Below are 26,437 nucleotides of genomic sequence, written 5' to 3' on the forward strand. Positions count from 1 at the left end.
CCCGATCATCAACAGCAACAACTTCTTTGTAAAAGAATTCACGTTCTTGCCATGCGGTCTTCCAGGACGGTGTAAAGCGGTCAGGGCAGCTGCCCCAGGGCCGGAGCGGCGGCGCGCAGGGCGGCGAACGCGTCGGCCAGACGCCACGCGGCCCGGTCCCGGGGACCGATCGGGTTGGAGATCGACCGCAGCTCGGCGAACGGCACACCGGCACCGGCACCGGCCGCGGCGGTGGCGACGCCGTAACCCTCCATGGCCTCGGCGACGGCCTGCGGGAAGCGGGCCGCCAGCCGGGCGGCGGTCTCGGCGGTGCCGGTGACCGTGCTGAGCGTGAGAACGTCGCCGGTGACCGCGTGTGGCAGCGCGGCCTGCAGCGCCTTGAGCAGGGCCGGATCGGTCTCCAGGGTGCTGCTGCCGAAGCCGAGCTCCTCGATCGGGAGGAACCCGCCGGGTGACTCGGCGCCCAGGTCGGCGGCGATGGTGCGGGTGGCGAGCACCGTGCCGCCGACGTCGGCGCGGCCGGGGAAACCGCCGGCGATGCCGACGCTGAGCACGGCGCGGTAGTCACTCCGGGCGAGCAGGCGGGCGGTTCCGGCGGCGGCCGCGGCCGGGCCGACGCCTACGGCTTCGACCACTACCGCATCGGCCAGGACCGCGCGGAGGGCTTCGGCTTCGGCGTCGACCGCGGTGACGACCAAGATTGGGTACGGGGTCACGAGTCCTCGCCGGTGTGTGCGCTCTGGTCAGCCGACGAGGGCCGGTAGACGTGGAAACCCGGCGGAGCGGGCGGGGTCGCCTTCTCCACGGGGGACTCGGTCTTCGCCACCGGGGCCGGGGCCGGCTCGGTCTTCTCCGCGGCGGGCTGCTCGGCGGTGGTGGGCTTGGGCTTGCGCCGGCCCGGCCACCAGCCACGGCTCGTGCGGGGCTTCTCCACCAGCGTCGTGTCGGCCTTGCCGGGGCGGGACTCCCGGGGCACTGGGTCGAAGTCGCGGGTGCCCGGCGGCGGGGCGTCGGCGGGACGGCGTGGGGTCGGCGGCTGGTGCCCGGCCCGGTGCGGCACCGTCGGGGCCTCCGGCCAGGGGTCGGTCGGCGCCGGGACGGCCAGGTCGGTGGTCATCGTCGTACCGGAAACGGCGCGGTCGGAAGCATCAGCGGCCTTGACGTCGCCCTCGATGTCTCCCGTGCCTTCCGGCCGGCCCGCGAGGCGCTCGTTGTGCAGGCGGGCGGCCATCCAGGCGGCCCGCGCGGCGGCCAGCACCGCGAGGACCGCGGCCAGGGCCACACCGAGGCGGCCGGTCAGCGGGATCAGGCCGATGCCGCCGCCGGTCACCCAGGCCAGCATCAGGACCGTCTCGGAGTGGGCGAACGCGGTGGCGCGCAGCCGCTCCGGGACGCGTTCCTGGATGCTGGCGTCGACGGCCAGCTTCGCGATGCCGCTGAACGTGGCGGTGAGCAGCGCCAGCAGGGTGATCGTGGCCAGGTTGTAGAAGACCGTGGCCAGGATCGCCATCGCGGCGGTCACGATCAGGCCGCTGGACTGCAGCGCGAGCGGGCGGCGGATGCGCAGACCGGTGCCGGCCGCGGTGGACAGGAACGTGCCCAGGGCCAGCGCGCCGCCGACCAGGCCGACCGCGGCGCCCTTGGTGAGCTCATAACCGAGCACCGTGGTGCTCAGGTCACCGGCCATGATCGCGAAGGTCAGGTAGAGCAGCAGGAAACCGTAGAGCAGGCGCAGGCCGGCGCTGCCGATCAGGGTGGCCAGCACCAGCCGGCCGGAGAGCGGACGGTCCGAGCCGCGGCCCAGGCCGAGCACGGTGCGCCAGGCGCGCGGCATGGTCTCGGGCGGGTCGGAGTCGGCGCGGGGCGGCAGACGCAGCGCCACCACCATGCCGACCAGGAAGATCAGCGTGGCCACCCGCAGCGGCCACTGTGGCCCGAACGTGAAGGCCAGCAGGCCGATCGGGGCGACCAAGGCGCCGGCGAACGTGCCGTAGACGCTGGCCCGGGCGCCCACCTGGGACAGGCCGACCCCGTCCGGGAGCAGGCGGGGAACGGCGGCGGAACGGGCCACGCCGTAGGCCCGGGACAGGGCGAGGATGCCGAAGGCGGCCGGATAGAGCGCCCAGGTGTGCAGGTTGTCGGAGAGCACGTAGGCCAGGAACGCCCGGCCCAGCATGGTCACGGCCAGCGCATAGCGCCGGCCGTGCCGGAAGTGGTCGAGCAGCGGGCCGATCACCGGGGCCAGCAGCGCGAACGGGATCATGGTGATCAGCAGGTAGAGGCCCACCTTGCTGCGCGCCTCGCCGAGCGGGACGCTGAAGATGGTGCCGGCCAGGCCGATCGCGATGAGCGCGTCGCCGGCACAGGACACCGCGTGCAGGTCGAAGAGTCGGATCATGCCGATCTCGTTGGCGGCGCCGCGGGCCCGGGCGGTGCCGACCCGGCGGGTCGCCCACGCTCCGGCGCCGAGGGATCCACGCACCACCAGGCGCACGGCTTTGACGCCGGTGCCGACGGTGCGTCCGATTGTGGGAAGCAGCGGCATGGGAACCATCCTGACTGATCCGGTCGACTCGCGTCCCCCTCTGTGCACAGGTATCTGGGGAGTCGTTGCGGTGGCACCGGGTGGCATAGGCAACAATGGGTGGGTGACCTCCAGGACCGCTGTGCGCGCCGCCCGACTCGACCAGGTCTGTGCCGATGCCGTCGGGGTGGCCCGGGGTGCGATCACCGATGTGGACCCCACTGATGTCGGCGATCACTTGGAAGCGGTGGCCGAGGGCGACCGCCTGGTGACGCACTTCTTCGAGTCGCACCTGGCCGGCTATCGAGGCTGGCGCTGGGCGGTCACCGTGACCCGGGTGCCGCGCAGCCGGCACGTCACCATCTGCGAGACCGTGCTGCTGCCCGGCCCCGACGCGCTGCTCGCCCCCGGCTGGGTGCCGTGGAACGAGCGCGTGCAGCCGGGTGACCTCGGCGTCGGTGACCTGATGCCGACCGCGCCGGACGACGACCGGCTCGCCCCGGGCTACGTGCTCAGCGACGACGCCGCGGTCGAGGCGGGCTCCTGGGAGCTGGGCCTGGGCCGGTCCCGGGTGATGTCGAAGGAGGGCCGGATGGAAACGGCCCAGCGGTGGTATGACGGCGACTCCGGCCCGGAAGCGCCGATCTCGACCGCCGCCCCGCGCAACGCCCGCTGCGGCACCTGCGGTTTCTACCTGCCGCTGGCCGGTTCGCTGCAGCAGGTCTTCGGCGTCTGCGGCAACCTGTACGCGCCGGACGACGGCCGCGCGGTGAGCGCCGACCACGGCTGCGGAGCGCACTCCGAGGCGCTGCTGGCCACCGCCGAGCACCCGGTCGACGAGCTGCCGACGGTCTACGACGACAGCGAGGTCGAGACGGTCGCGGTCAGCCGCGGCCACGGCTCGGTCGAGTCAGGCGAGCCCGCCGAGGACTACGGCCACAGCTAGGAGCTCTCCTCGACACGGAACGCCGGGTGCGACAGCGCCCGGCGCCGTTTCCGGTGCCGGTCGTGGACGATCATCGTGCTCAGGCCGGGTGCGCCCAGGACGAGCCCGGTCAGGCTGGTGTGCAGCCACGCCGTCGGCGCGTCGGCCAGCCAGCAGACGAGCGAGGCGATGGCGAACGCCACGATGCCGGCGATGGCGAACGGAACCATCGGCGGGTCGAGCGGCTCGGGGCGCGGCTTGGTGCCGGTCACGACGCTCAGACCGGCCAGCGGATCGTCAGCCCGGGTCGCGGGAGACAGGTCACTCACTCCGACAGGGTACGACCATTACGGAACGTCTCGGCGCGGGACGTGAGAGTTGTAACACCACTCCGCTTTTGCCGAGGTCAACTCGGGTCTGGCAGCATGCGCGGGTCCTCAGTGTGCCACCCGAAAGGGCAAGCATGTCCCCGACGAACGGTTTCGACCGCTTCTTCCAGATTACCGAGCGCGGCTCAACGCTGAGCCGCGAGATCCGTGGCGGCTTCGTCACGTTCTTCACGATGGCCTACATCGTGGTGCTCAACCCTCTGATCCTGGCCGGGGGTGCCGACCAGAAGGGCGCCCACCTGCCGCTGGCCGCCCTCGCGGCGGGTACCGCGCTGGTCGCCGGCGTGATGACCATCCTGATGGGCGTGGTGGCGCGGTTCCCGCTCGCGCTGGCCGCCGGGCTGGGGGTGAACGCGCTCGTCGCGTACGAGATCGCACCCCAGATGACCTGGGCCGACGCCATGGGCCTGGTGGTGATCGAGGGTGTACTGATCGGCATCCTGGTGCTGACCGGCCTGCGCACCGCGGTCTTCCGGGCGGTGCCGACCCAGCTCAAGACCGCGATCGGGGTGGGCATCGGCCTGTTCCTGATGATCATCGGGCTGGTCGACTCGGGCTTCGTGCACCGGGTGCCGGACGCCTCCAACACCACCGTCCCGGTCGAGCTGGGCCTCGGCGGCAAGCTGCTCACCTGGCCCACCCTGGTCTTCGCGATCGGCCTGCTCTTCACGCTGGTGCTCTTCGTCCGCAAGATCAAGGGCGCGATCCTGATCGGCATCCTGGGCACCACGGTGCTGGCCATCGTGGTGGAGGCGATCACCGGCGTCGGTTCGGTCGTCACCAACCCGCACGGCTGGTCGCTGAACGTCCCGCGGATGCCGGAGAAGGTCGTCGACACCCCGGACCTCTCGCTGCTCGGCCACTTCAACGTGCTCGGCTCCTGGCAGCACGCCGGCTGGCTGGTCGCGCTGATGTTCGTCTTCACGCTGCTGGTGGCGGACTTCTTCGACACCATGGGCACGATGGTCGCGGTGGGTCAGGAGGGTGAGCTGCTCGACGATGAGGGCATGCCGCCGAGGACCCGGGAGATCCTGCTCGTCGACTCGATCGCGGCGGCGGCCGGTGGCGCGGCAAGCGTCTCCAGCAACACCTCGTTCGTGGAGAGCGCCTCGGGGGTCGGTGAGGGTGCCCGGACCGGAGTGGCGAACCTGGTCACCGGCGGGCTGTTCCTGCTGGCCATGTTCTTCGCGCCGCTGGTGCAGGTGGTGCCGTTCGAGGCCGCGTCGACCGCGCTGGTGGTGGTCGGCTTCCTGATGATGACGGCGGTCCGGCAGATCGACTGGTCGGACTGGACCCTCGCGGTGCCGGCCTTCCTGACGATCACGTTGATGCCGTTCACGTACTCGATCTCCAACGGGATCGGGGCCGGGATCATCTCGTACGTCGTGCTGAAGGCGAGCACCGGCAAGGCCCGGGAGATCCACCCCATTCTGTACGGCGTGGCCGCCCTGTTCGTCCTGTACTTCGCCCGCGGTCCGTTGGAGACTTGGGTGCTCTGAGGTTTTCTGTCGTCACCGGGCGCGCGCCTGCGGGCCCGGTGACGGCTGTCATAGGTGTCTACACATGTCGTTAGCCATGCTCATTAGCTAGGCTAAGTATCGTGACGGAGCGGGTGATGACGACGGAGCGCACGGCAGACCTGCTGGCCAAAACGCTGCGGGATGCGATCATCCGGTTCAGCCGGCGAGTCCGGCAGGCCCGCCCGGTCGGTGACCTGACGTTCAGTCAGCTTTCCGCGCTGACCAGCCTTCAGCTGGCCGGTGCGCTGACTCCGCGTGAGCTCGCCGACATGGAACGGGTGCAGCCCCCGACGATGACCAAGATCGTCGGGAAGCTGGAGGAGCGCGGGCTCGTGGCACGGACACCGCATCCCACCGACGGGCGCCAGGTCATCCTGGCCGCCACCGACGAGGGCCGGGCGGTCTACGCGTTGCACGAGCGGGCCCGCAACGAGTGGCTGGCCGTGGAACTGGACCGGCTCACCCCCGAGGAACGGGAGACCCTGGCGCGCGCCGCGGAGATCATGCAGCGCGTCGCCCGCGGCTGATCTTCGCCGGTCGTTCCGCTTCGTCACACGACGATGACGCGTACGACCGAGGCGAGGGGGCACAACCGCATGCGGGCAGTGCTGCACACGACATTCCGATCCCTGCAAGTCCGGAACTATCGCCTCTTCGCCGGTGGCCAGCTGATCAAGCTGATCGGCGTCTGGATGATGTTCACGGCCCAGGACTGGCTGGTCCTGGAGCTCTCGAACAACTCGCCGGCCGCACTCGGCCTGGTCACCGCCCTGCAGTTCGTCCCGGTGATGCTGCTGACCCTCTACAGCGGGCGGCTGGCCGACCGGTACGACAAGCGCAAGCTCCTGATCGTCGCGAACACCGTCTTCGCCGTCACCGCGGTCGCCTTCGCGATCATCGTGTCCGCCGGCATTGTCCAGCTCTGGCACGTCTACCTGTTCGCGGTGCTCCTCGGCATCGCCAACTCGGTGGAGACCCCGGTCCGGCAGGCGTTCGTCTCCGAGCTGGTCGAGCTCCCGCTGCTGCCGAACGCGCTGGCCCTCTCCGCGGCCACCTTCAACACGGCCCGGATCGGTGGCCCGGCGCTGGCCGGTGTGCTGCTGTCCCTGCTGTCCACCCGGGGCGTGTTCCTGATCGCCACCGCACTGGCCATCGCGCCGGTCTTCACCTACCTGCGGATGAACACCACCGAGCTGTACGGGCTGGAGCGCGCCTCTCGCGGTGACGCCCGGGTGCTGGACGGCCTGAAATACGTCGGCAAGCGCACCGACCTGCTGCTCCCGATCGCCCTGATGGCCGTGGTCGGCATGATCGGCTTCAACTTCCCGGTCACCCTGGCCGCCCTCGCAAAGATCAACTTTCACGCCGGGGCGTCGTCGTTCGGCCTGCTCACCACGGCTCTCGCGGTCGGCGCGCTCGGCGGTGCCCTGGCCGGCAGCGCGCGGCGGGCCCGGCCCGGTGCGTACCGGGTGATCGGCGCCGCGCTGCTCTTCGGAGTGTTCGAGTTCGCGGTCGGCTTCGCGCCGAACTTCGTGGTCGCCATGGTGCTGCTCGTGCCGACCGGGTTCTTCTCGATCTACCTGGCCCAGGCGGCGAACCACCGGGTGCAGATGGGCGTGGCCGCGGAGTACCGCGGCCGGGTGATGTCGCTCTACGTTCTGGTGTTCCTCGGTTCCACGCCGATCGGCGCCACGCTGGCCGGGTGGTGGGGTGAGCAGTACGGGGTGCCGTCGAGCATCTGGATGGGCGGGCTGATCTCGTTCCTGGCGTCGGTGGTCGCTCTGGTCTGGCAGTTGCGGGCCAGCGGGGATCGGCTGGCGTTCGACCTCCACCCGCGGCCTCGGGTGCATCTGGTGGAGGCGGCGGCCTCTTCTGGACCGGCCTCTTCTGGACCGGAGGCTTCTGAGCCGGCCTCTTCTGGACCGGAGGCTTCTGAGCCGGCCGCTTCTGGATCGGCCGCTTCTGGATCGGCCGCTTCTGGATCGTCCGCTTCTGAGCCCGCCGTGGTCCGGATTCACGTGAAACCGCTTCCTGGCAAGCCGGTCGCCCGGGTCTGAGGGTGTCACCCGTTCGTGGTCGACCTTGGTGGGTGATTTGTCGGATATATTGACCGGACAGGGTGCCCGATGTCGGTAAGGAACCTGGCATTTAGGTAGTTGGCAGATCCAGTCCGCCGAACGGGTGTTCCGACTCGGCCGATCCGGGTTTAGCGTCGAATCGTGGCGATGGCGCAACTGGTCGTGATTTCGGCGGCGTGGGTAACGCTGCTCGGCCTGTCGTGTGCCCGCATCGTGCGGCGGCGCTCCACTCCACCCCGGCCCGCGACCCCATTGCCCTCGGGCCGCCGCCCCCGGCGCCACGCCGGGTTCCGCCGGGTGCCCGCGCCGGGCCGTCAGCCCCGCAAGGGCTCGGCCCCGGCGCCTTGGGCCCGCCGTCCCAGCCCGCAGAACCGGGATCTTCGCCGGTTCGACCGCGACATGCAGGGGGTTGACGTGACCGTCCGGATGGACGAGCTGCCACCGGTTCCCATCGAACAGCTCGCTTACGACCTGCGCCGCCTCGATCACCAACGCCGCAACGGCCCGATGCGCTACTCGGAAAAGTGCCTGGCCGCGGTGATGCGCGCCTACGACATCCGGCTGCAGCTGGCCTGCCGCTGCCTCGGCGTGCCCGAACACCTCCAGCCCCTGACCGGCGTCGACCGCGAAATCGAACGCCTCCGGGTCGAGGATCGCCTGGAAGCTGCGGGTCTTGCCCTCCGCGGCCTTTAACTCCATTTTGTACGAATAGCGAGTCCCGTCCGCAGGCTACTAGCCACGTCCCGTGACAGTCTCGCGCGCGGCCGCGCGCCCTCAGGCCCCGGCCGCGCCTCCCGCGCCACCCCGCTCACCACGCGACACCCGCACCCCCCTCAGACCACTGCGCGCCTCCCTGTCATCGGCTGGCTCTCAGGGGTGCCTCCGCACCCCCGAGACACCCCTGAAGACCAGCCAGGCCCGCGCCAGTCCGGGCCGCGGGCACGTCGCCGGGCGTCGGCTGGTTGTCGGGGGTGTCTCGGCGTTTTTGAGGCACCTCTGGGGACCAGCCGGGGCCGCGGTAGTCCGGGCCGTGGGCACGTCACCGGCGTCGGCTGGTGGTGGCGGCTGTTTTCGGGCCTCCGAGGCAGCCGCTACCGCCGGCTGGTGGTGAGGGGTGTCTCAGGGGTGCGGAGGCACCCCTGAGAGCCAGCCGGTGGGCGGGAGGCGCGTGGCGGTCTGGGGTGCGGCGGCTGTCGCGTGGGTGCGTGGGTGGGGACTGTGTGGCGGCGGGGCTAGGGGAGGGGCCAGGTGTGGCGGGGGTGGTATTCGCCGTGGGTGCTTTCTACCAGGGCGAAGTGGGTGACCGGCCAGTCCGGGCCGACGTAGCCGTCGAGGGTCGGGAGCAGGTCGGTCGCCGCGCGGTAGGTGACGGTCAGGTGCGGCTGGAACGGGCGCGGGTCGATGGGGAGGCCGGCGTCGGTCAGCGCGACCCGGATCGACTCCCGCAGCGCCCGGAGCGCCTGGAGGTCACCGCCCAGCCCGGCCCAGCCGACTGATCCGAAACGGCCGCCACCGGTGAGCCGGAGTCGGAAGGACGGCGGCCGGGGAACGGCCTCGAGCACGACCTCGGGCGGGCGCGGGGCCTCGCCGGCGGGCCGGGGCGGCACCTCATCGCCGGGTGGGTGCGGTGCCGAGCCAGCGGGTGGGGGCGGCATCGTGCCGGTGGGGAGGGTGCCGAGGAAGGCGAGGGTGATGTGCCACGTGGTGGGGCGGGTGAGGAGGGTGCTGGGTGGGAGGTGGTGGAGCAGATCCTCGCGGGCCGCCTCCGGGGGGAAGACGGCGACGAAGAATCGGCTCAGGAGGATTCCCGGGCGGCCGGGCCGCCGCCGAAGAGGACGTCGTCCCAGCTCGGGAGGCGCTTGCGCGGCTTCGTCTCGTCGCCCTCGGTGCCGCTGGACTGTGCGGTCTGTCCGACCGTGCGGCGCGGGCGCAGCACGGCCAGGGACGGCACCGCCGGGATCTCCTTGGGCAGGTCGGACTCGTCGTCGAAGGCCGAGCCGGAACCGCCGCCGAGCAGCGCCGCGGCACCACCGGCGACCGGGCGGCGGGTAGCCGGGGAGACCGGTTCGAGGCCGCGGCCGGAGGAACTCTCCAACGGCCGGTCCAGCGAGGCGAGCAGCGCGTCGCGGCCGGCCCGGATCGGGTCGCGGGTCGGCCGGGCCTGGTCACGGTTGGGGCGACTGGGCGCGTCCATCGCGGGCAGGCCGTGGCCGCCGCGGGTCGGTTCGGCGCTGCGGACCGGACCGGGCAGGCCGTGACCGCCACGCTCGGGGGCCGGCTCCTGGCCGAGGATCTGGGTGGGGCGCTCGGCGCAGAGATACTGAGCCATGTCGTCGTGCGGGGCCACCACCTGGCGGCCCTTGTCCATGTCCCAGATGGCCTGGGCGGTGGCCTTGCCGGACGGCCAGGTGGCGACGATCCGCCAGGTGCCGTCCTCTTTGCGGAACGCGTCCCAGGAGATCTTCTCGGTGTCGATCCCGTGCTGCGCCAGGCGGCTGTCGACCACCTCGGACAGCGGCTGACCAGAATCGGACGTCTTCAGCCGGGTGCGGCGCGCGTGCTGGGCCAGCATGGCCCGCTCCTGCAGCACCGGACCGGCGTAGCGGAGGACCCGGTCGACCGGGACACCGGCGATGCGGGCGACGTCCTCGGCGGACTCGCCGCACCGGATCCGCGCCTGGATGTCCCGAGGGGACAGGGTGGCCATGTCCGGAGCGATCACCGCGACAGCAGTGCCCGGCGTCGCGGGGCTGTCGGTGAGCACTCCGGCGACCCGGTCGTCGAGAGGGAGTGCCAGCAAGCGGCCCACCTCGTCGGCGAGCACGAGAGCCTGCCCGTCTTCCGAGATGGCGACGAAGCGTACCGGCCGCATGCGTTGCCTCCGTCCCGTCGCGTTGGCCTGTCTTCCCGAGAGTCAGTCACCCGGGCGCGTTTCGGAACACGGTACGCGCCTCGGTCACCCGATGGGGGTAAGCCACGCCGTCAAATGAGCTGACCAGCGTAGATGATCTTCAACTTCGTACTCTCGATGGAGACCCTTCCATTCGTACGGACTATGCCTCGCCGAGGACAATGAGCCAAGTCACCGCGTCGGGAGAAACATTGCCCGTACGAATGATGATCGGAAACCTCAGAGCCGCTCGACGACGTAATCCACGCACGCGGTAAGGGCGGCCACATCGGTCGGATCGACGGTCGGGTAGAGCGCGACCCGCAGCTGATTACGGCCCAGCTTCCGGTACGGCTCGGTGTCCACGATGTCGTTGGCGCGCAGCACCTTGGCGATCATCGCGGCGTCCACCCCGTCGGCGAAGTCGATGGTGGCCACCGCGGCCGAGCGCAGCGCCGGATCGGTGATGAACGGCTCGGCGAACGACGAGCGCTCGGCCCAGCCGTAGATCGCGGCGGCGCTCTCCGCGCTGCGCTTGACCGCCCAGGACAGCCCGCCCTGCGCGTTCATCCAGTCCAGCTGCTCGGCAGCGAGGAAGACCGTGGCGAGCGCCGGCGTGTTGTACGTCTGCTCCAGCCGGGACTGTTCAATAGCGGTCACCAGATCGAGGAACTGCGGGATGTACCGCTTGCTCGCCTTGATCTCGAAGGCCCGCTCGATCGCGGCCGGCGACATCAGGGCCAGCCAGATCCCGCCGTCCGAGCCCAGCGCCTTCTGCGGGGCCAGGTAGTACACGTCGGTCTCGCGCAGGTCGACGTCCAGGCTGCCGCCGCCGGAGGTGGCGTCGGTGAGCAGCAGGGCGCCCGGGTCGGCGCCGGCCACCCGGCGGACCGGGACCATCACGCCGGTGGAGGTCTCGTTCTGGACGGTCGCGTACACGTCGACGCCGGCCTCGGCGGTCAGGTAGGCCGCCTGGCCACCCGGCGCCTTGTGCACGGTCGGCGGGGCCAGGAACGGCGCGTCCGTTACGGCCTGGACGAACTTCGCGCCGAACTCGCCGAACTCGGCGAACTGCGCCCGGTCCCGGACCAGGCCGAACGTCGCGACCTCCCAGAACGCGCTGGTGCCGCCGTTGGCCAGGACCACCTCGTAGCCGTCCGGCATCGAGAAGAACTCGGCGAGGCCGCGGCGCAACCGCCCGACCTGCTCCTTCACCGTCTTCTGCCGATGGGACGTGCCCATGAACGTGCGGGAGACGGCGGAGAGAGCCTCGACACCTTCCGGCCGGACCTTGCTCGGCCCGGAGCCGAACCGTCCGTCGACAGGTTTGATCTCGTCAGGAATCCGGATGTCAGCAGCCACGGTCACACATTATGCGTGAGCTGAGACCAGCCTTCGACCTCCGAGGGCTTGCGGGGCGCCGGCCCGAGGTAGCGCAGGCTGGGCCGCAGGATCCGGCCGAGCCGCTTCTGCTCCAGGATGTGCGCGCTCCACCCGGCCACCCGGGCGCAGGTGAACATCGAGGTGAACATGTGCGCGGGCACCTCGGCGAAGTCGAGCACCACGGCCGACCAGAACTCCACGTTCGTCCACAGCTGGTGGCCGGGTTTGCGCTCGTGCAGCTCGGCCAGCGCGGCGACCTCCAGGGCGGCGGCCACCTCGTACCGGGGGGCGCCCAGGTCCTTCGCGATCCGGCGCAGCACCCGGGCCCGGGGGTCCTCGGCCTGGTAGACCCGGTGGCCGAAGCCCATCAGGCGCTCGCCGCGGTCGAGGACGTCGGTCACGTACCCCTGCGCGTCGCCGCGGCGCTCGACCGCTTCCAGCATGTGCAGCACCCGGGTGGGTGCGCCGCCGTGCAGCGGGCCGGAGAGGGCGCCGATCCCGGACGAGATGCAGGCGGCCGCGTCGGCGCCGGTGGAGGCGACGATCCGGGTGGTGAAGGTGGAGGCGTTCAGGCCGTGCTCGGCCGCCGAGATGAAGTACGCGTCGACCGCCTTGACGTGCCGCGGGTCCGGCTCACCACGCCAGCGGCGCATGAACCGTTCCACGATGGTCTCGGCCTTGTCGATGTCCTTCTGCGGGACGGCCGGCAGGCCCAGCCCGCGGGCCGCTTGGGCGACGAACGAGAGCGCCGTCACCGAGACCCGGGCCAGGTCCTTGCGGGCCTGCTCGTCGGTGATGTCGAGCAGCTGGTCGAGCCCCCAGTACGGCGCGAGCATGGCGACCGCGGACTGCACGTCGACCCGGATGTCCCCGGAGTGCACCGGGACCGGGAACGGCTCGGCGGGTGGCAACCCCGGCCCGAACTTGCCGTCGACGAGCAGGCCCCAGACGTTGCCGAAGGAGACCTGGCCGATCAGATCCTCGATGTCGACGCCGCGGTAACGCAGCGCGCCACCGTCCCGGTCGGGCTCGGCGATCTCGGTCTCGAACGCGGTGACGCCCTCGAGTCCCGGCTTGAAGTCGGACACGGCACTCCCTGGAGAACGTGAGCTGCGGTGAGTGATTCATCTTGCCCGCCGGGTAACCGCACGGTCGACCCGTGGCGATTGTGCTCTCGGTGACACCCATCCTGGTTCAACTGACACTCGGCGGTCGCGGACTTACGGTCGTTGCAGCCGAAAGGAAGTCCCCCGATGCCCCCCGAACCGCCGTCCCCCGAACCGCCGTCCCCCGCGGGGATGCGCCGCGACTACACCGAGCACGGACCGCTGCTGGAGGGCTCGCTGGCCGCCGACTGGCCGGCTCAGTTCGCCATCTGGTTCGCCGAGGCGACCGCGGCCGGGCTGCCCGAGCCGAACGCCATGATCGTGTCGACCGCCGACGCGGACGGCCGCCCCTCGGCGCGGACCGTGCTGCTCAAGGGGTACGACGCGACCGGTTTCGTGTTCTTCACGAACTATGCGTCGCGCAAGGGCTCCGAGGCGGCTCAGAATCCGTACGCAAGCCTGGTTTTTCCCTGGTTTTCGATCCAACGCCAGGTGATCGTGGCCGGAGCCGTCGAGCGGGTCTCCCGCGCCGAGACCGAGGAGTATTTCGCGTCTCGTCCGCGCGGCTCGCAGCTCGGTGCGTGGGCCAGCCCGCAGTCGCGGGTGCTGCCCGGCCGGGACGCCGTGGACGCCGGCCTGGCCGAGGCGGTGGCGAGGTTCGGTGACGGTCCGGTGCCGGCCCCGCCGCACTGGGGTGGGCTGCGGGTGGTGCCGGCCACTGTCGAGTTCTGGCAGGGGCGGACCAACCGGCTGCACGATCGGCTGCGGTACCGCCTCAACGGCGACTCCTGGGTCGTCGAGCGGCTCGCCCCGTGACCGTTACGGGGGAGAAGAAGCGTTCTTGGATGATCGACACCACGCCGCTGCGGGTGGTGACGTTCCGCCGGATGTGGATCGGCAACGGCGCGTCGTACTTCGGCTTCCAGTTCACCTCGGTGGCGGTGCCGGTGCAGATGTTCGCCATCACCCGCTCGCCGTTCTGGGTCGGCCTGCTCGGGCTGGCCGGCCTGGTCCCGCTGCTGATCTTCGGGCTGTGGGGCGGCGCGGTCGCCGACGTGGTCGACCGGCGGCGGCTGCTGCTGTTCAGTTCCGCGCTGACCTGGGTGGTCACGCTCGGGCTGCTGGCACAGGCGGCTCTCGGCGTACGAAGTCCGCATTTGCTCCTGGCGCTCACCGCGGTGCAGGCGGTCGGCTTCGCGATCAGCTCACCGGCCCGCCAGTCGATCATTCCGCGGATCGTGCCGACCGGCATGGTCCCGGCCGCGAACACGCTGAACTACACCACGACCACGGCGGGCGGGGTGCTCGGACCGCTGGCCGCCGGTCTGATCATGGGGATCTGGTCGACCGGTACCGGCGTGACGGTGGCCTACGCGGTCGACGCGCTGCTGTTCACGGTCACCTACTGGGCGACCTGGCGGCTGCCGGCGATCCCGCCGATCGAACCGGACGACTCGGGCGAGAAGCCGACGGCCGGCCTGCACGGCATCGTGGTCGGGTTGAAGTTCCTGGTCACCCAGCCGGTGCTGCTGCTCTCCTTCGGCGTCGACCTGATCGCCATGGTGTTCGCGATGCCCCGGGCGCTGTTCCCGGCGGTGGCCGAGGAGCGGTTCGGCGGTGGCGCCGCGGTCGGCTGGCTGTTCAGCGCGATCGCGATCGGCTCGGTGCTCGGCGGGCTCACCTCCGGCTGGATCGGCCGGGTCCGCCGGCAGGGCGTCGCGCTGGTCGCCGCGGTGGTCGCCTGGGGCCTGGCGATCGGCCTGTCCGGTCTGGCCCATCAGCTCTGGCTGATGATCCTGCTGCTCGCGGTGGCCGGCGCGGCCGACCTGGTGAGCGCGGTCTACCGGCAGTCGATCATGCAGACGTTCGCGCCGGACCGGCTGCGCGGCCGGTTGCAGGGCGTGTTCACCGTGGTGGTGGCCGGCGGACCCCGACTGGGTGATCTGCGCGCCGGCGGCACCGCGAACGTGACCGGGGTCGGCGCCTCCTGGGTGGGCGGCGGCTTCGTGGCGGCCGGTCTGGCCCTGGTGCTGGCCGCGGCGTTCCCGGCACTGATCCGCTACCGGCCCGCTCAGCAGCCGGAGGAGAAGCACTAGTGTCCCTGGTATGACAGAGACAGCCGCGAAATCCGGGGTTCAGTGGTCGATCGAGGCCGACGGCCGCCGTGCCGTACTGGCCGAGGTCGGTGGCACGCTGCGTAGTTTCTCGTCCGGCGGGGTGGAGCTGCTCGACGGCTTCGGCACCGACGAGATCTCCCCGGGTTCCGCCGGCCAGATCCTCGCGCCGTGGCCGAACCGGATCCGCGACGGGCAGTACACCTTCGAGGAGAAGACGTACCAGCTCGCGCTGACCGAGCCGGCCCGGCACAACGCCATCCACGGCCTGGTCAACTGGTCGCGCTGGCGGGCCACCGAGCACACCGCGTCGGCGGTCACCCTGGAGTACGAGCTGCCGGCCCAGGTCGGCTACCCGTGGGGGCTGATCCTGCGGACCCGCTGGTCGGTCTCCGCGGAGGGGCTGCGCAGCGTGCAGGAGGTCGTGAACCTCAGCGACCAGAACGCGCCGTGGGGCTATTCGGTGCACCCGTACCTGCGGCTGAACGGGGTGACGGTGGACAACACCGTGCTCCAGGTGCCGGCCGGGACCCGGGTGGTGGCCGACTCCCGGCTGCTGCCGATCGGCGCCGTCAAGATCGCCGGCAGTGAGTACGACTTCGCCGAGCCCCGCCGGATCGGCGACATGGTCCTGGACACCACGTTCGGCGACATCGACTTCGGCCCGGACGGGATCACCGAGGTCGTCCTCGCCGACCCGGACTCGGACGCGAAGATCACCGTCTGGGCCGACGACAAGTTCAAGTACTGGCAGGTCTTCACGGGCGACACGCTGCACGGCGAGCGGCACCGCCGGTCGGTCGCGGTCGAGCCGATGACCTGCCCGCCGGACTCGTTCCGGTCCGGCCGGGATCTGATCACGCTGGCTCCGGGCGAGACCTGGACCACCGCGTGGGGGATCCGCGCCTGATGGAGTTCGACGAGGTGGTCCGCCGGCGCCGGATGGTCCGCGGGTACGACCCGGATCGCCCGGTCCCGCCGGAGCTGATCGACAAGATCGTCCGGCACGGGCTGCGCGCCCCGTCGGCGGGCTTCTCGCAGGGCTGGAGCTTCCTGGTCCTGACCGAGCTCGCCGACCGTGACCTGTTCTGGTCCAGCACCGCGTACGGCGCCGGCGACCCCGGCGGCTGGCTGGACCGGATGCGTACGGCCCCGCTGATCGTCGTGGCGCTGTCCAACAAGTCGGTCTACCTGGACCGGTACGCCGAGACGGACAAGGGCTGGACGGACAAGGCCGAGGCGCACTGGCCGGTGCCGTACTGGGACATCGACACCGGCTTCGCCGCGCTGCTGATGCACCTGACCGCGGTGAACGAGGAACTCGGCTCGTGCTTCTTCGGCGTACCCGCCGACCGGGTGGAGGAGTTCAAGACGGCTTTCGGGGTACCTGACGAGTTCAACCCGGTCGGCGCGCTCACCATCGGCTATCGGGGAGACGACAAGAGGTCTCCGTCACTCAAGCGCGGTCACCGCCCGGTGGACGACGTGGTGCATCATGGCCGGTGGGCTTCGGCCGCCGAGGCCTGACCGGCATCGCGGCTAGGCTGACAGACAAGACGTTTCGCAGGGGAGGGGCAGCCGCCGTGATCTTCAAAGCGGTCCGGGACGGAGCCCCGTACCCCGATCACCAGACCACGCTCAAAGAGTGGGCCGAGATTCCGCCACGGCCGATCCGGCTCGCCGAGCTGATCACCACGAAGCGCGAGCTGGCGCTGGACAAACTGCTCGCCGAGGACTCGACGTTCTACGGCGACCTGTTCCCGCACGTGGTCGAGTTCCGGGGTGCGCTCTATCTGGAGGACGGCCTGCACCGTGCGCTGCGGGCCGCGCTCCAGCAGCGCAATCAGATCCACGCCAGGGTGTTGGTGCTCTAGGCGAGCCCGGCCATCTCCTCCGGTCGCGGATTGTCGTACCCACTCCGTACCGTTAGGACATGGCCAACTCACCGGAAGTCGAAGAGCCGACGGCGGAGTACTCGGCCGTGCCCGATGTCGCCGAGCCGGAGTCCCCGGCCGTCCCGCCGGAGCACAAGCCGAGCTTCTTCGCCCGGCTGCTGATCTTCATCGGCTTCGTCTTCGCACTGATCGTCGCGTCCTGCTTCGGGCTGCGCGCGCTGAACGTGCTGCCCTCCTTCGACAACCCGTTCTCCAGCCAGACCGTCGACCGCAGTCAGCCGGTGCTGCTGCAGTCGATGCGCGATCTGCACCGTTATGTCGCGGCGGACGGCACCTTCCAGGTGATCGTCGACCTGCAGCAGAACAAGGAGAACATCCCCGACTTCCTGGTCAACCGGCGGATTCTGTTCGTCGGGTCGGGCACGGTCGAGACCTACGTCGACTTCAGCGCGCTCGCCGGTGACGCGCTCAAGGTCGACGAGGAGAAGAAGACCGTCACCCTGACCCTCCCGCCGCCGCAGCAGTCGATGGCCGCGCTGGACATGGCGAAGAGCTACGTGGTCGAAGAGGACCGCGGGCTGCTGACCAGCATCGGCGATGCGTTCCGCAGCGACACCGACAAGCAGCAGCGGGTCTATCAGGCCGCCCAGGAAAAGATCACCGAGGCGGCCAAGTCGAGCGGGCTCGACCAGCGCGCCCAGCAGAACACCCAGCTGATGCTGGAGAGCCTGTTCACCCGGCTGGGCTACACCTCGGTGACGGTCACGTTCACCACCCCGTGAGACGGGCGACGCCGCCGCCCCGGGGGTGGGGGCGGCGGCGTCAGGGGTCCCGGCCGGGTTTGCCAGCCCGGCTTGCACCCGGCCGGGAGTCAGCGGTCGCGCAGGCCGATCACTCGTTGGGCATCAGTGCCCAGAGGATCAGGTAGGCGATGAACTGCGGGCCGGGGAGCAGGCAGGACAGCAGGAACAGCAGGCGGACCGTCCCGGACGACAGCCCGGAGCGGCGAGCCAGCCCGGCACAGACGCCGGCGATCCAGCGGTCGTTGCGGGGACGGGTGAGGCTGCGAGTCTTGAAGGGGGTGGTCACTGTCATCCACTCCTTAGCGGTGGCCGGAGCACTCTGCCCCGACCACTTCGACGTTAGGTACGGACTCCCGGTCGTCCCTCATCCCGCAGGTGGAGACGGAGGACCCAGCTCCCGTAAGGGGTACCCGTACCCGAATGTCGCTCGCTGTTAACCTTTAGCCGTCTTGCGGGGTTCAGCTACGGAGGCAACTGTGACGCTGGCCCTTCTTCATGCCAGCGTTGGACCTGCCGGCACCGGGCTCACCGACGACCTCACCGCCGCGCTGCGCTCCGCCGGCGCCGCCGAGGTCGACCGGGTCGAGGCCGACGACGATCTGCCGGCCCGCCTGCGCGACGCCGCCCGCCGCGCCCGGGCCGCGAACCAGCCACTGCTGATCTGCGCCGACAACCTGGTCACCCACCACAGCCTGCTGTGGATGCTGGCCACCGACCCGGCCGGCCGCAGCACCGTGCTGCTCGCGCCGGACCCCGACGGCGGCCTGCGCGAGGACCGGGGCCGCGCGGTCCCGGCCGAGCCGGGCGCCGGCACGGTCCGCTTCCTGGGCGCGATGTGCCTGGCGCCGGCCGACCTCCCGCTGCTGGAGAAGGTCGCCGACCGCGCCGATCTGCTGCCCGCCCTGCTCGAGGCGGGCCTGGTGCCGGTCGCCATCCGGGTCCGGCTGCTGCACGCCGAGCAGGTGGGCACCGACGCCGACCTGGCCGCCGCCCGGCGGCGGCTCGCCGAGGTCGACGAGGACAAGGCCCGCCTGCGGCTCGCGGTCAAGGAGCAGGACGACTTCTTCACGACGTACGCGGTGAGCACCTGGTCCCCGCTGGTCACCCGGGCCTCGGCGCGACTGGGCCTGAGCCCGACCGGGGTGACCGCGCTGTCGGTGCTCTTCGCGGTCGCCGCGGCGCTGGCCTTCTGGCAGGCGTCCCGGCCCGCGATGATCGTCGGCGGGGTGCTGCTCTACCTGGGCTTCGTGCTGGACTGCGTGGACGGCCAGCTGGCCCGGTACACCCGGCGGTTCGACGCGTTCGGCGGCTGGCTGGACACCATGGCCGACCGGGCCAAGGAGTACGCGGTCTACGCCGGTCTGGCGGCCGGTGCGGACCGGATCGGGCTGCCGTACGCGTGGCCGTTGGCGGTGACCGCGATCGCCCTGCAGACCGCCCGGCACATGACCGACACCTGGTACGGCGCGCTGCACGACGAGGCGACCGCCCGGCCCCGCGCGCACCAGGCCACCGGTGGGGTCGGCGCCCGGCTCAGCGCGGCCTCCAACGCGGCGCAGAGCCAGCGCGGCTCGTTGATCTACTGGGCGAAGCGGATCGTGGTCTTCCCGATCGGCGAGCGCTGGGCGCTGATCGCGGTGCTCGCCGCGGCCACGAACGGCCGGATCGTGCTCGGCGCGGTGGTCGGGTTCGGGGTGCTGGCATTCCTCTACACGCTCTCGCTGCGGTCGCTGCGCGCGCTGTCGATGCGGGTGAGCGTGCTGGACACGGTCGACACCGGCCGGCACCGCGACGACGGGTGGCTGGCACGTACCGTGCTGGGGCGGGGTCGGCTGGATCATCCGCTGGTGGTGGGTGGGGTGCTCACCGCGTACGCGATCGTCGGTGTCTTCGCGGGCGAACCGCTGCGGACCGGCTTGCTGGCCGGCGGGATTCCGGCGGCCCTGGCCGCGGGGATGGCCGCCCGGGCCCGGCACGACCGCCCGCTGGACTGGCTGGTGCCGGCCGCGCTGCGAGCCGCCGAGTACGTATTCGTGGTGCTCGCCGGCCTGGTCGGCGGGGTGCCGTGGCCGCTGGTGTTCCTGCTGCTGTTCGTTCTGGCGCTGCGGCACTACGACCTGACCGCGCGGATGGAGAAGGGCGCGCCGGGCACCCTGGCCGGTGCGGCGGTGCTGGGCTGGGAGGGCCGGATGGTCCTGCTGGCCGCCGCGACCCTGGCCGGGTTCGGGATCGGCGGTTTTGTGGTGCTGGTGGCGGGTGTCGGCGGCGCCTTCTCGATCACCGCGGTGCGCGACTGGCGGGCGTCGCGCCCGAGCTGAGCCTGCGGCCCGTCAGGCGGCTCAGACCTTAGTGACCGTTTGGGATCACCCGGTTGACGGTCGGTCAGCACCGATGAACCAAATGTCGTTTCTTGCTGTGACCGTGCACACAAGTTGCTCCGGAGTTCTGATCTCCGTAATCGATTGATCACTATCAGCGAATGGCCGGTTCGGCCGATGGTAAAGCATCGACACCCCTCGCAAAGTCATTATCCGATCGCCGACCGTCGTGGGTTCGGGATCGAACAATCGATGGGGGAGGTTGGCGGTGTCCACCGTCGCGCTCAAGGACGTCACCAAGATTTGGCCAGATGGCACGCTTGCCGTGGACCGGGTGTCACTCGATGTTCGAGATGGCGAGTTCATGGTGCTTCTCGGCCCGTCGGGCTGTGGGAAGTCGACCGTGCTCCGGATGATCGCCGGCCTGGAGGACCCCACCGAGGGGGACATCCTGCTGAACGGCGAGCCGGTGCTCGACGTGCCCCCGCGCGACCGCAGCATCGCCATGGTGTTTCAGGACTTTGCGCTCTATCCGCACATGACCGTCGCTGACAACATCGGCTTCCCGCTGAAATTGTCCGGTGTCGAGCCGGGTTCGCGGCAGGATCGGGTCGGCACGGTGGCCGGGGCCCTGGGCATCGGCGAGGTGCTCGGCCGGCGACCCAGCCAGCTCTCCGGCGGCCAGCGGCAGCGGGTCGCGATGGGCCGGGCGATGGTCCGCCGACCCGGGATCTTCCTGATGGACGAGCCGCTCTCCAACCTGGACAGCGGCCTGCGCGCCGAGCTGCGCGCGGAGATCACCAGCATGACCCGCGAGCTCGGTGTCACCACCATGTACGTGACGCACGACCAGGCCGAGGCGCTGACCATGGCCGACCGCGTGGCGATCATGCGGCGCGGCGTGCTGCAGGACCTGGGCACGCCGACCGAGGTCTACCGCCGCCCGGCCACGCTCTACGTCGCCGCCTTCCTCGGCTCGCCGCGGATGAACCTGCTGGAGGCGCAGGTCTACGTCCACCTGGACCGGTACGTCGCGCTCAACTTCGGCGAGCAGACCCTCTACCTGGCCTGGTCCGACCCGCGCTCGCGGGCGGTGGCGCGCTACCACGGTGAGCGGATCGTGGTCGGGGTCCGCGCCGAGGCCCTCACGCCGGTCACCCCGGACACCCCGGGCGCGGTGCTGCACGGCCGGATCCGTTACCTGGAGCACCACGGCCACGAGTCGCTGGCCTACCTGGACATCGGCGCGACCGCGATCGTGGTGGACGAGGTCGGTGGCCCGGCCGCCGAGCAGCCCGCCGGTGGCACGCTGAAGCGGCTGGGCGGGGCGCTTCAGCGGCTCACCCGGTCGAACTCGGTGTCCGCGCAGGAGGAGCGGGGCGGCCCGGTCAGCCTGCTCAACGACCCGGGGCGGCACCACCGTAAGGCGGCCGAGCTGTCGGTGCGGCTGGCGCCGTACCCGGCGGTGACTTCCGGGCACCCGCTCACCGTGGCGGTTCAGATGGACGCACTGCACTTCTTCGACGAGCGGGGGGACCGGATCGATGTCGGCTGGCGCTGAACAGAACTCGGCAGGACGCCACTTCCGGGCGGGATCGTGGATGCCTCCTGCCACCAAGCGGCCACAGCGCGTAGGCTGCACGACGGTGGAGGACAGGATCGGCCAGACGATGCGTTCGGCTCCCGGTGTGGAGCCGAAGGTCGATGCCGCCCCCGCACCGTCCGGATCACCGGTTCTGTTGGACCGGAATTTCGGGGATGCCGACATCACCGTGCTGCGGCACGAGGTGTCCCGGCTGCTCTCCCCGATCAGCGTGCTCCGCGACCGGCTCTCCGGGTTCGTGCTCGCCGTGAACGAGGTGATCACGAATGTGGTGCTGCACGCCGGCGGGAACGGCCGGATCGTGCTGCGGATCGAGTCCGGTGCGGTGTGGTGTGTGGTCACCGACTCCGGCCCGGGCATCCCGGACGACCTGCCGGACAGTGACCTTCTCCCCGGTACGGAGGAGATCGGTGGCCGCGGCCTGTGGCTGGCGCACCAGCTGTGCGACGAGGTGACCACCGCGACCGGACCGATCGGCACCTCTATCGGACTCCGGATAGATCTGGTTCCGGTGTCCGGCCAGCGCTGAAACGGCAGCTGAAACGGCAGGTGGACCGGGCCGTGAAACGCGGGCGAAACGTGAAGCCGCCCTTCGCCTCTCGTCCTCCGCCGGGTGCGACTACATTGGGCGCGTGCTCGGACTTCCTTCCCAGGTAACCGCTTGCCTTTTCGATCTTGACGGCGTGCTGACGGACACCGCCCTTGTGCACAGTGCCGCGTGGAAACAAACGTTCGACTCGTTCCTGGAAACGCGGGCCGAGCGGCAAGATCAAGAGTTTGTGCCGTTCGACTCCAAGGTCGACTACCACCGATACGTCGACGGCCGGCAGCGTGCCGACGGGGTCCGGACCTTCCTCGCCTCCCGTGGCATCACCCTGCCCGAGGGCACCCCCGACGACGCTCCCGACGCGGAGACCGTCAACGGGGTCGGCAATCGCAAGAACCTCCTCGTGCTCCAGAAGATCAAGGAGGGCGCGGTTCAGGTCTACCCCGGATCGGTGGAGTACCTGAAGGCGGCCAAGGCCGCCGGACTGCGCCGCGCGGTCGTCTCGGCGAGCGCGAACTGCAAGGACGTCCTGGAGGCGGCCGGCATCGCCGACCTCCTGGAGGTTCGGGTGGACGGGGTCGTCGCCCGCGAGCTGGGTCTGCCCGGCAAGCCCGCGCCGGACACGTTCCTGTACGGGGCAAAACTGCTCGGTCTCGACCCGGCCGCCTGTGCCGTGTACGAGGACGCCCAGGCCGGTGTGGCCGCGGGCCGGGCCGGTGGCTTCGGCATCGTGATCGGTGTGGACCGGGTCGGTCAGGCCGACGCGCTGCGCGAGAACGGCGCCGACGTCGTGGTCACCGACCTCGCCGAGCTGCTCGACAACTAGCTTCAGACCCACCTAAGACATTCAGTCCCGAGAGGCACGACCGTGATCCGTGAACGGGCCTACCCCGTCGACCCCTGGCACATCCGGGAGACCCGGCTAGACCTGGACCTGATGGCCCAGTCAGAGTCGGTGTTCGCGCTCTCGAACGGCCATATCGGGATACGCGGGAACCTGGACGAGGGCGAGCCGCACGGCCTGCCCGGCACGTACCTGAACTCCTTCTACGAGCTGCGGCCGCTGCCGCACGCCGAGGGGGGATACGGGTTCCCCGAGTCCGGCCAGACCATGGTCAACGTCAGCAACGCCAAGCTGATGCGCCTGCTGGTCGACGACGAGCCGTTCGACGTGCGGTACGGCGAGCTCCGCTCGCACGAGCGCTGCCTCGACATGCGGGCCGGCACCCTGGAGCGGGTGGTGGAGTGGGTCTCCCCGTCCGGCCAGGGTGTACGGGTGCGCACCGTGCGCCTGGTCTCCTTCACCCAGCGCGCGATCGTCGCGTTCCTCTACGAGGTCGAGCCGCTGGACGGCGCGGCCCGGCTGATCCTGCAGTCCGAGCTGGTCGCCAACGAGCAGCTCCCGCCGACCAGCAAGGACCCGCGGGTCGCCGCGGTGCTCGACCACCCGCTGCAGGCCGAGGAGATGCTCGAGCAGCGCTCCGGCGGTCTGCTGGTGCACCGCACCAAGGCCAGTGACCTGCGGATGGCCGCGGCCATGGAACACCTGGTCGAGACGCCGGGCCGGCACGCGATCACCACCGAGGGGCACGCCGACTGGCTGCGCACCACGGTGGCCTGCCGGCTGGAGCCGGGGCAGAAGCTGCGAGTGGTCAAGCTCGCCGCGTACGGATGGTCGAGCATGCGCTCGCTGCCCGCCCTCCGCGACCAGGTCGGAGCGGCCCTGGCCAGTGCCCGCCTGGACGGCTGGGACGGTCTGGTCCAGCAGCAGCAGGAATACCTCGACGCGTTCTGGGACCACTCCGACGTGCGCGTCGAGGGTGACCCGGAGGTGCAGCAGGCGGTCCGCTTCGGGCTGTTCCACACGCTGCAGGCCGGCGCCCGGGCGGAGAAGCGCCCGATCGGCTCCAAGGGCCTGACCGGCCCGGGCTACGACGGTCACACGTTCTGGGACGCGGAGACGTTCGTGCTGCCCGCGCTCACCTACACCCAGCCCTCGGCGGCGGCGGACGTGCTGCGCTGGCGACACTCGACCCTGGACCTGGCCCGGGAGCGGGCGCAGACACTCGGCCTGCAGGGCGCCGCGTTCCCGTGGCGGACCATCCGTGGCCAGGAGTGCTCCGGGTACTGGCCGGCCGGCACCGCGGGCTTCCACATCGCCGCGGACATCGCCGACGCGGTCCGGCGCTACGTGCAGGCCACCGGTGACTACGACTTCGAGCGTGAGGTCGGCCTGGAACTGCTGGTGGAGACCGCGCGGCTGTGGCGCTCGCTGGGGCACCACGACCGGCACGGGCGGTTCCACATCGACGGCGTCACCGGTCCGGACGAGTACACCGCGATCGTGAACGACAACATCTACACCAACCTGATGGCGCAGCAGAACCTGATGACCGCGGTGGACGCCTGCAAGCGGCACCCGGACCTGGCGCGGCGCTTCGGGGTGGACGACGAGGAAGCGGCCTCCTGGCGGGACGCGGCGGCGTCCGTGCACCTCCCGTACGACAAGGAGCTCGGGGTGCACCAGCAGTGCGAGGGCTTCACCCGGCTGGAGGAGTGGGACTTCGAGAACACTCCGCCGGAGGGTTACCCGCTGCTGCTGAACTACCCGTACTTCGATCTGTACCGCAAGCAGGTGGTGAAGCAGGCCGACCTGGTGATGGCGATGTACATCCGGGGTGACGCGTTCACGCCGGAGGAGAAGGTGCGCAACTTCGCGTACTACGACGCGCGCACCGTCCGGGACTCCTCGCTGTCCGCCTGCATCCAGGCGGTGATGGCTGCCGAGACCGGCCACCTGGAGCTGGCGCACGACTATCTGGGCGAGGCCGCCCTGATGGACCTGCACGACCTGCACCAGAACGCCCGGGACGGCGTGCACGTGGCGTCCCTGGCCGGGTCGTGGATCGCGCTGGTCGCCGGGCTGGGCGGGATGCGGGACTTCAACGGTCAGCTGGCGTTCGCGCCGCGGCTGCCGAGCCGGATCAACAACCTGGACTTCTCGCTGCTCTGGCACGGGCTGCGGCTGCGGGTCAACGTCACCGCCGACGAGGTCACCTACTCGCTGCGCAACGGTGGCGGCTCGGCCCGGCTCACGCTGATGCACCACGGCAAGGAGATCGAGGTGACCCAGGTCCGTCCGGTGACCATGGCGATCCCGACGGCGGTTCCGGCCGGTCCGGCGCCGACCCAGCCGGCCGGTCGCGCTCCGGTGCGGCGCGCCACGACGCACTGATTTTTAGCGTACGAACAGAGAACGGCCCCCGACCCGGAGAGGGTGGGGGGCCGTTCTCGTTGCCCGCGTGGCTACAGCAGGGACACGTGCACGTGGTCGGTGTGATCACTCGGCCCGTGGTAGGCGTGCCAGTTGCCGGTCGCCGGGAACCAGATCTGCTTGTACCAGATCACGTAGTAGATGCCGAGCCGGTCGGCGTTGCGCACCAGGAACGCGGTGAGGTCGTTGCCGTACCGCATCATCTTGTCGTTGTGCGCCGCCGAGAACCCGGTCTTCTGCAGTGACCAGTCGCAGGCCCGGCCCTTGGGATGCTCGAACGGGCCGCCGTCGCGGTGGCAGCCGACGAACAGATTGAAGCCGGCCTTCTTCGTCTCTTTGTAGAGATGCAGAGTCCGCTTGGTGATGCACCCGTTGGTCGTCGGGTCGATCTGGTTGCAGGACTCCGCGGAGAAACCGCCGCTGGAGTTGCGCGGCGCCGGAGAGGCGATCGGGGATTTCGCGTCGACGAAACCCTCGGTGATGGTCTTGTTGATGCCGGTGCCGCCGCCGAGCAGCTCGAGCTGCCCCTCGGCCGAGTCGTGCAGTTTCGTCTGCACCGAGAGCTGCTGCTCTTCGGTCTTGACCTCGGCGTCCAGGCGGGTCTTGTCCGACGTGATCTGCTCGAGCAGGGAGTTCAGCTCGTGCAGCTTCGCGTCGTGCAGCTTGTTGATCTCCTCCAGGGTGACCGCCTTGTCCAGGAAGTCGGACGAGGAGTCGGCGCGGAGCAGGAAGCTCAGTGAGCTCAGATTGCCGATCTGGTACTGCTGGCGGGCGATCTGGTTGACCTCCGGGGTCAGCGCGTCGCGGCGCGCCTCGGCGGTCTTGATCTGGGCAGCCAGCGCCTTCTGATTCTTCTTCGAAGCCGCGACCGCGGCCTTGGCGTTCACGAACCGCCGGTTGGTGGTCTCGATCTGATCGGAGAGGTCGTCGCTCGCCTGGCCTTCGTCGGGGGTCGACGAACTGCCGCCGGGAGCGGCGTGTGCCGGCATGACCGGTGCGACGAACATCGCGGTGGCCACGAGCGGCGCCAGGGCAAGCATCAGCCACCGGCGGGGACGTGCGGTCATC

25 protein-coding genes are annotated in these 26,437 nt (G+C 70.6%); 16 read left to right on the plus strand and 9 right to left on the minus strand.

Going from position 1 to position 26,437, the window contains the following annotated elements:
- Nucleotides 1-80 precede the first annotated feature (80 nt).
- Both Apa02nite_RS19260 and Apa02nite_RS19265 read right to left on the minus strand, forming a co-directional pair.
- On the minus strand, nt 81-716 hold the full coding sequence (locus tag Apa02nite_RS19260; RefSeq protein ID WP_203826208.1) for a futalosine hydrolase: 636 nt from the start codon (nt 714-716) through the stop codon (nt 81-83).
- Nucleotides 713-2,545: an MFS transporter gene (locus Apa02nite_RS19265; RefSeq protein WP_203826209.1), complete on the minus strand. Its 1,833-nt coding sequence runs from the start codon at nt 2,543-2,545 to the stop codon at nt 713-715. Before Apa02nite_RS19265 ends, Apa02nite_RS19260 begins: the two co-directional genes overlap by 4 nt.
- Nucleotides 2,546-2,630: 85 nt before the next feature.
- On the opposite strand from Apa02nite_RS19265, the gene Apa02nite_RS19270 reads away from it, so the two are divergent.
- Nucleotides 2,631-3,470, plus strand: a complete 840-nt coding sequence (locus tag Apa02nite_RS19270) for a DUF3027 domain-containing protein (RefSeq protein ID WP_067693475.1) — start codon at nt 2,631-2,633, stop codon at nt 3,468-3,470.
- On the opposite strand, the gene Apa02nite_RS19275 is transcribed toward Apa02nite_RS19270, so the two are convergent.
- Nucleotides 3,467-3,679: a DUF2530 domain-containing protein gene (locus Apa02nite_RS19275; protein WP_067693478.1), complete on the minus strand. Its 213-nt coding sequence runs from the start codon at nt 3,677-3,679 to the stop codon at nt 3,467-3,469. The two genes, Apa02nite_RS19270 and Apa02nite_RS19275, sit on opposite strands and share 4 nt — an antisense overlap.
- Nucleotides 3,680-3,912: 233 nt before the next feature.
- On the opposite strand from Apa02nite_RS19275, the gene Apa02nite_RS19280 reads away from it, so the two are divergent.
- The 4 genes from Apa02nite_RS19280 to Apa02nite_RS51085 all read left to right on the plus strand — a co-directional run bounded on the left by Apa02nite_RS19280 (nt 3,913) and on the right by Apa02nite_RS51085 (nt 8,129).
- Entirely contained in the window at nt 3,913-5,337 is a 1,425-nt protein-coding gene (locus tag Apa02nite_RS19280) for an NCS2 family permease (RefSeq protein ID WP_067693203.1), read from the plus strand.
- 101 nt (nt 5,338-5,438) lie between these two features.
- Nucleotides 5,439-5,885: a MarR family winged helix-turn-helix transcriptional regulator gene (locus tag Apa02nite_RS19285; RefSeq protein ID WP_373872989.1), complete on the plus strand. Its 447-nt coding sequence runs from the start codon at nt 5,439-5,441 to the stop codon at nt 5,883-5,885.
- Nucleotides 5,886-5,954: 69 nt separating this feature from the next.
- Nucleotides 5,955-7,415 (plus strand): MFS transporter, encoded by a 1,461-nt coding sequence (locus Apa02nite_RS19290; protein ID WP_203826210.1) that lies wholly within the window; start codon nt 5,955-5,957, stop codon nt 7,413-7,415.
- A 168-nt stretch (nt 7,416-7,583) separates the two neighbouring features.
- Entirely contained in the window at nt 7,584-8,129 is a 546-nt protein-coding gene (locus Apa02nite_RS51085; RefSeq protein WP_373873000.1) for a hypothetical protein, read from the plus strand.
- 539 nt (nt 8,130-8,668) lie between these two features.
- Here Apa02nite_RS51085 and Apa02nite_RS52605 read toward each other — a convergent pair.
- The 4 genes from Apa02nite_RS52605 to Apa02nite_RS19315 all read right to left on the minus strand — a co-directional run bounded on the left by Apa02nite_RS52605 (nt 8,669) and on the right by Apa02nite_RS19315 (nt 12,797).
- On the minus strand, nt 8,669-9,043 hold the full coding sequence (locus Apa02nite_RS52605) for a 2'-5' RNA ligase family protein (protein ID WP_486303508.1): 375 nt from the start codon (nt 9,041-9,043) through the stop codon (nt 8,669-8,671).
- 188 nt (nt 9,044-9,231) lie between these two features.
- Nucleotides 9,232-10,308 carry a septation protein SepH gene (gene sepH, locus Apa02nite_RS19305; protein WP_067693212.1) on the minus strand — a complete coding sequence of 359 codons (1,077 nt, stop codon included), beginning with the start codon at nt 10,306-10,308 and terminating at the stop codon, nt 9,232-9,234.
- A 258-nt stretch (nt 10,309-10,566) separates the two neighbouring features.
- Nucleotides 10,567-11,688 carry a phosphoserine transaminase gene (gene serC, locus Apa02nite_RS19310; RefSeq protein ID WP_373872990.1) on the minus strand — a complete coding sequence of 374 codons (1,122 nt, stop codon included), beginning with the start codon at nt 11,686-11,688 and terminating at the stop codon, nt 10,567-10,569.
- Nucleotides 11,689-11,690: 2 nt separating this feature from the next.
- The gene (locus tag Apa02nite_RS19315; protein ID WP_203826212.1) at nt 11,691-12,797 is read right to left on the minus strand and encodes a citrate synthase 2; all 1,107 of its coding nucleotides are present in this window, start codon (nt 12,795-12,797) and stop codon (nt 11,691-11,693) included.
- Between the two features lie 165 nt (nt 12,798-12,962).
- On the opposite strand from Apa02nite_RS19315, the gene pdxH reads away from it, so the two are divergent.
- Genes pdxH through Apa02nite_RS19345 form a run of 6 tightly spaced genes read left to right on the plus strand, consistent with a single transcriptional unit; the run spans nt 12,963 to nt 17,606 of the window.
- Complete coding sequence (pdxH, locus tag Apa02nite_RS19320) at nt 12,963-13,631, plus strand: pyridoxamine 5'-phosphate oxidase (RefSeq protein WP_373872991.1); 669 nt, start codon at nt 12,963-12,965, stop codon at nt 13,629-13,631.
- A 29-nt stretch (nt 13,632-13,660) separates the two neighbouring features.
- Entirely contained in the window at nt 13,661-14,911 is a 1,251-nt protein-coding gene (locus Apa02nite_RS19325; RefSeq protein WP_373872992.1) for an MFS transporter, read from the plus strand.
- Nucleotides 14,912-14,921: 10 nt separating this feature from the next.
- A complete protein-coding gene (locus Apa02nite_RS19330; RefSeq protein ID WP_067693227.1) occupies nt 14,922-15,839 on the plus strand; it encodes an aldose 1-epimerase family protein in 918 nt (305 codons plus the stop codon).
- Nucleotides 15,839-16,456, plus strand: a complete 618-nt coding sequence (locus Apa02nite_RS19335; RefSeq protein WP_203826213.1) for a nitroreductase family protein — start codon at nt 15,839-15,841, stop codon at nt 16,454-16,456. The genes Apa02nite_RS19330 and Apa02nite_RS19335 overlap by 1 nt, the downstream gene beginning before the upstream one ends.
- A gap of 56 nt (nt 16,457-16,512) precedes the next feature.
- On the plus strand, nt 16,513-16,803 hold the full coding sequence (locus Apa02nite_RS19340; RefSeq protein ID WP_067693230.1) for a type II toxin-antitoxin system VapB family antitoxin: 291 nt from the start codon (nt 16,513-16,515) through the stop codon (nt 16,801-16,803).
- 59 nt (nt 16,804-16,862) lie between these two features.
- Nucleotides 16,863-17,606, plus strand: coding sequence for a DUF4230 domain-containing protein (locus tag Apa02nite_RS19345; protein WP_203826214.1), 744 nt, complete (start codon nt 16,863-16,865; stop codon nt 17,604-17,606).
- Nucleotides 17,607-17,715: 109 nt separating this feature from the next.
- On the opposite strand, the gene Apa02nite_RS19350 is transcribed toward Apa02nite_RS19345, so the two are convergent.
- Complete coding sequence (locus Apa02nite_RS19350; protein WP_157441475.1) at nt 17,716-17,919, minus strand: PspC domain-containing protein; 204 nt, start codon at nt 17,917-17,919, stop codon at nt 17,716-17,718.
- A 184-nt stretch (nt 17,920-18,103) separates the two neighbouring features.
- On the opposite strand from Apa02nite_RS19350, the gene Apa02nite_RS19355 reads away from it, so the two are divergent.
- The 5 genes from Apa02nite_RS19355 to Apa02nite_RS19375 all read left to right on the plus strand — a co-directional run bounded on the left by Apa02nite_RS19355 (nt 18,104) and on the right by Apa02nite_RS19375 (nt 25,330).
- Entirely contained in the window at nt 18,104-19,945 is a 1,842-nt protein-coding gene (locus tag Apa02nite_RS19355) for a DUF5941 domain-containing protein (protein ID WP_203826215.1), read from the plus strand.
- A 268-nt stretch (nt 19,946-20,213) separates the two neighbouring features.
- Nucleotides 20,214-21,506, plus strand: coding sequence for an ABC transporter ATP-binding protein (locus Apa02nite_RS19360; protein WP_203826216.1), 1,293 nt, complete (start codon nt 20,214-20,216; stop codon nt 21,504-21,506).
- A gap of 85 nt (nt 21,507-21,591) precedes the next feature.
- A complete protein-coding gene (locus tag Apa02nite_RS19365) occupies nt 21,592-22,077 on the plus strand; it encodes an ATP-binding protein (RefSeq protein WP_067693245.1) in 486 nt (161 codons plus the stop codon).
- A 103-nt stretch (nt 22,078-22,180) separates the two neighbouring features.
- Nucleotides 22,181-22,921: a beta-phosphoglucomutase family hydrolase gene (locus Apa02nite_RS19370; RefSeq protein WP_203826217.1), complete on the plus strand. Its 741-nt coding sequence runs from the start codon at nt 22,181-22,183 to the stop codon at nt 22,919-22,921.
- A gap of 42 nt (nt 22,922-22,963) precedes the next feature.
- Entirely contained in the window at nt 22,964-25,330 is a 2,367-nt protein-coding gene (locus Apa02nite_RS19375; protein ID WP_203826218.1) for a glycoside hydrolase family 65 protein, read from the plus strand.
- 71 nt (nt 25,331-25,401) lie between these two features.
- On the opposite strand, the gene Apa02nite_RS19380 is transcribed toward Apa02nite_RS19375, so the two are convergent.
- Entirely contained in the window at nt 25,402-26,436 is a 1,035-nt protein-coding gene (locus tag Apa02nite_RS19380; protein WP_203826219.1) for a coiled-coil domain-containing protein, read from the minus strand.
- Between the last annotated feature and the right edge of the window lies 1 nt (nt 26,437).

It is taken from the genome of Actinoplanes palleronii (genome assembly GCF_016862315.1).
GTDB classification, from domain to species: domain Bacteria; phylum Actinomycetota; class Actinomycetes; order Mycobacteriales; family Micromonosporaceae; genus Actinoplanes; species Actinoplanes palleronii.

Excerpts from the sequence above, each read along its gene's own strand:
- Apa02nite_RS19265 (WP_203826209.1), bottom strand. The coding sequence starts at position 2,545 with ATGCCGCTGCTTCCCACAATCGGACGCACCGTCGGCACCGGCGTCAAA.
- Apa02nite_RS19275 (WP_067693478.1), bottom strand. The coding sequence starts at position 3,679 with ATGGTTCCGTTCGCCATCGCCGGCATCGTGGCGTTCGCCATCGCCTCG.
- Apa02nite_RS19280 (WP_067693203.1), top strand. The coding sequence starts at position 3,913 with ATGTCCCCGACGAACGGTTTCGACCGCTTCTTCCAGATTACCGAGCGC.
- Apa02nite_RS19290 (WP_203826210.1), top strand. The coding sequence starts at position 5,955 with ATGCGGGCAGTGCTGCACACGACATTCCGATCCCTGCAAGTCCGGAAC.
- Apa02nite_RS51085 (WP_373873000.1), top strand. The coding sequence starts at position 7,584 with ATGGCGCAACTGGTCGTGATTTCGGCGGCGTGGGTAACGCTGCTCGGC.
- sepH (WP_067693212.1), bottom strand. The coding sequence starts at position 10,308 with ATGCGGCCGGTACGCTTCGTCGCCATCTCGGAAGACGGGCAGGCTCTC.
- pdxH (WP_373872991.1), top strand. The coding sequence starts at position 12,963 with ATGCCCCCCGAACCGCCGTCCCCCGAACCGCCGTCCCCCGCGGGGATG.
- Apa02nite_RS19325 (WP_373872992.1), top strand. The coding sequence starts at position 13,661 with ATGATCGACACCACGCCGCTGCGGGTGGTGACGTTCCGCCGGATGTGG.
- Apa02nite_RS19330 (WP_067693227.1), top strand. The coding sequence starts at position 14,922 with ATGACAGAGACAGCCGCGAAATCCGGGGTTCAGTGGTCGATCGAGGCC.
- Apa02nite_RS19335 (WP_203826213.1), top strand. The coding sequence starts at position 15,839 with ATGGAGTTCGACGAGGTGGTCCGCCGGCGCCGGATGGTCCGCGGGTAC.
- Apa02nite_RS19345 (WP_203826214.1), top strand. The coding sequence starts at position 16,863 with ATGGCCAACTCACCGGAAGTCGAAGAGCCGACGGCGGAGTACTCGGCC.
- Apa02nite_RS19350 (WP_157441475.1), bottom strand. The coding sequence starts at position 17,919 with ATGACAGTGACCACCCCCTTCAAGACTCGCAGCCTCACCCGTCCCCGC.
- Apa02nite_RS19380 (WP_203826219.1), bottom strand. The coding sequence starts at position 26,436 with ATGACCGCACGTCCCCGCCGGTGGCTGATGCTTGCCCTGGCGCCGCTC.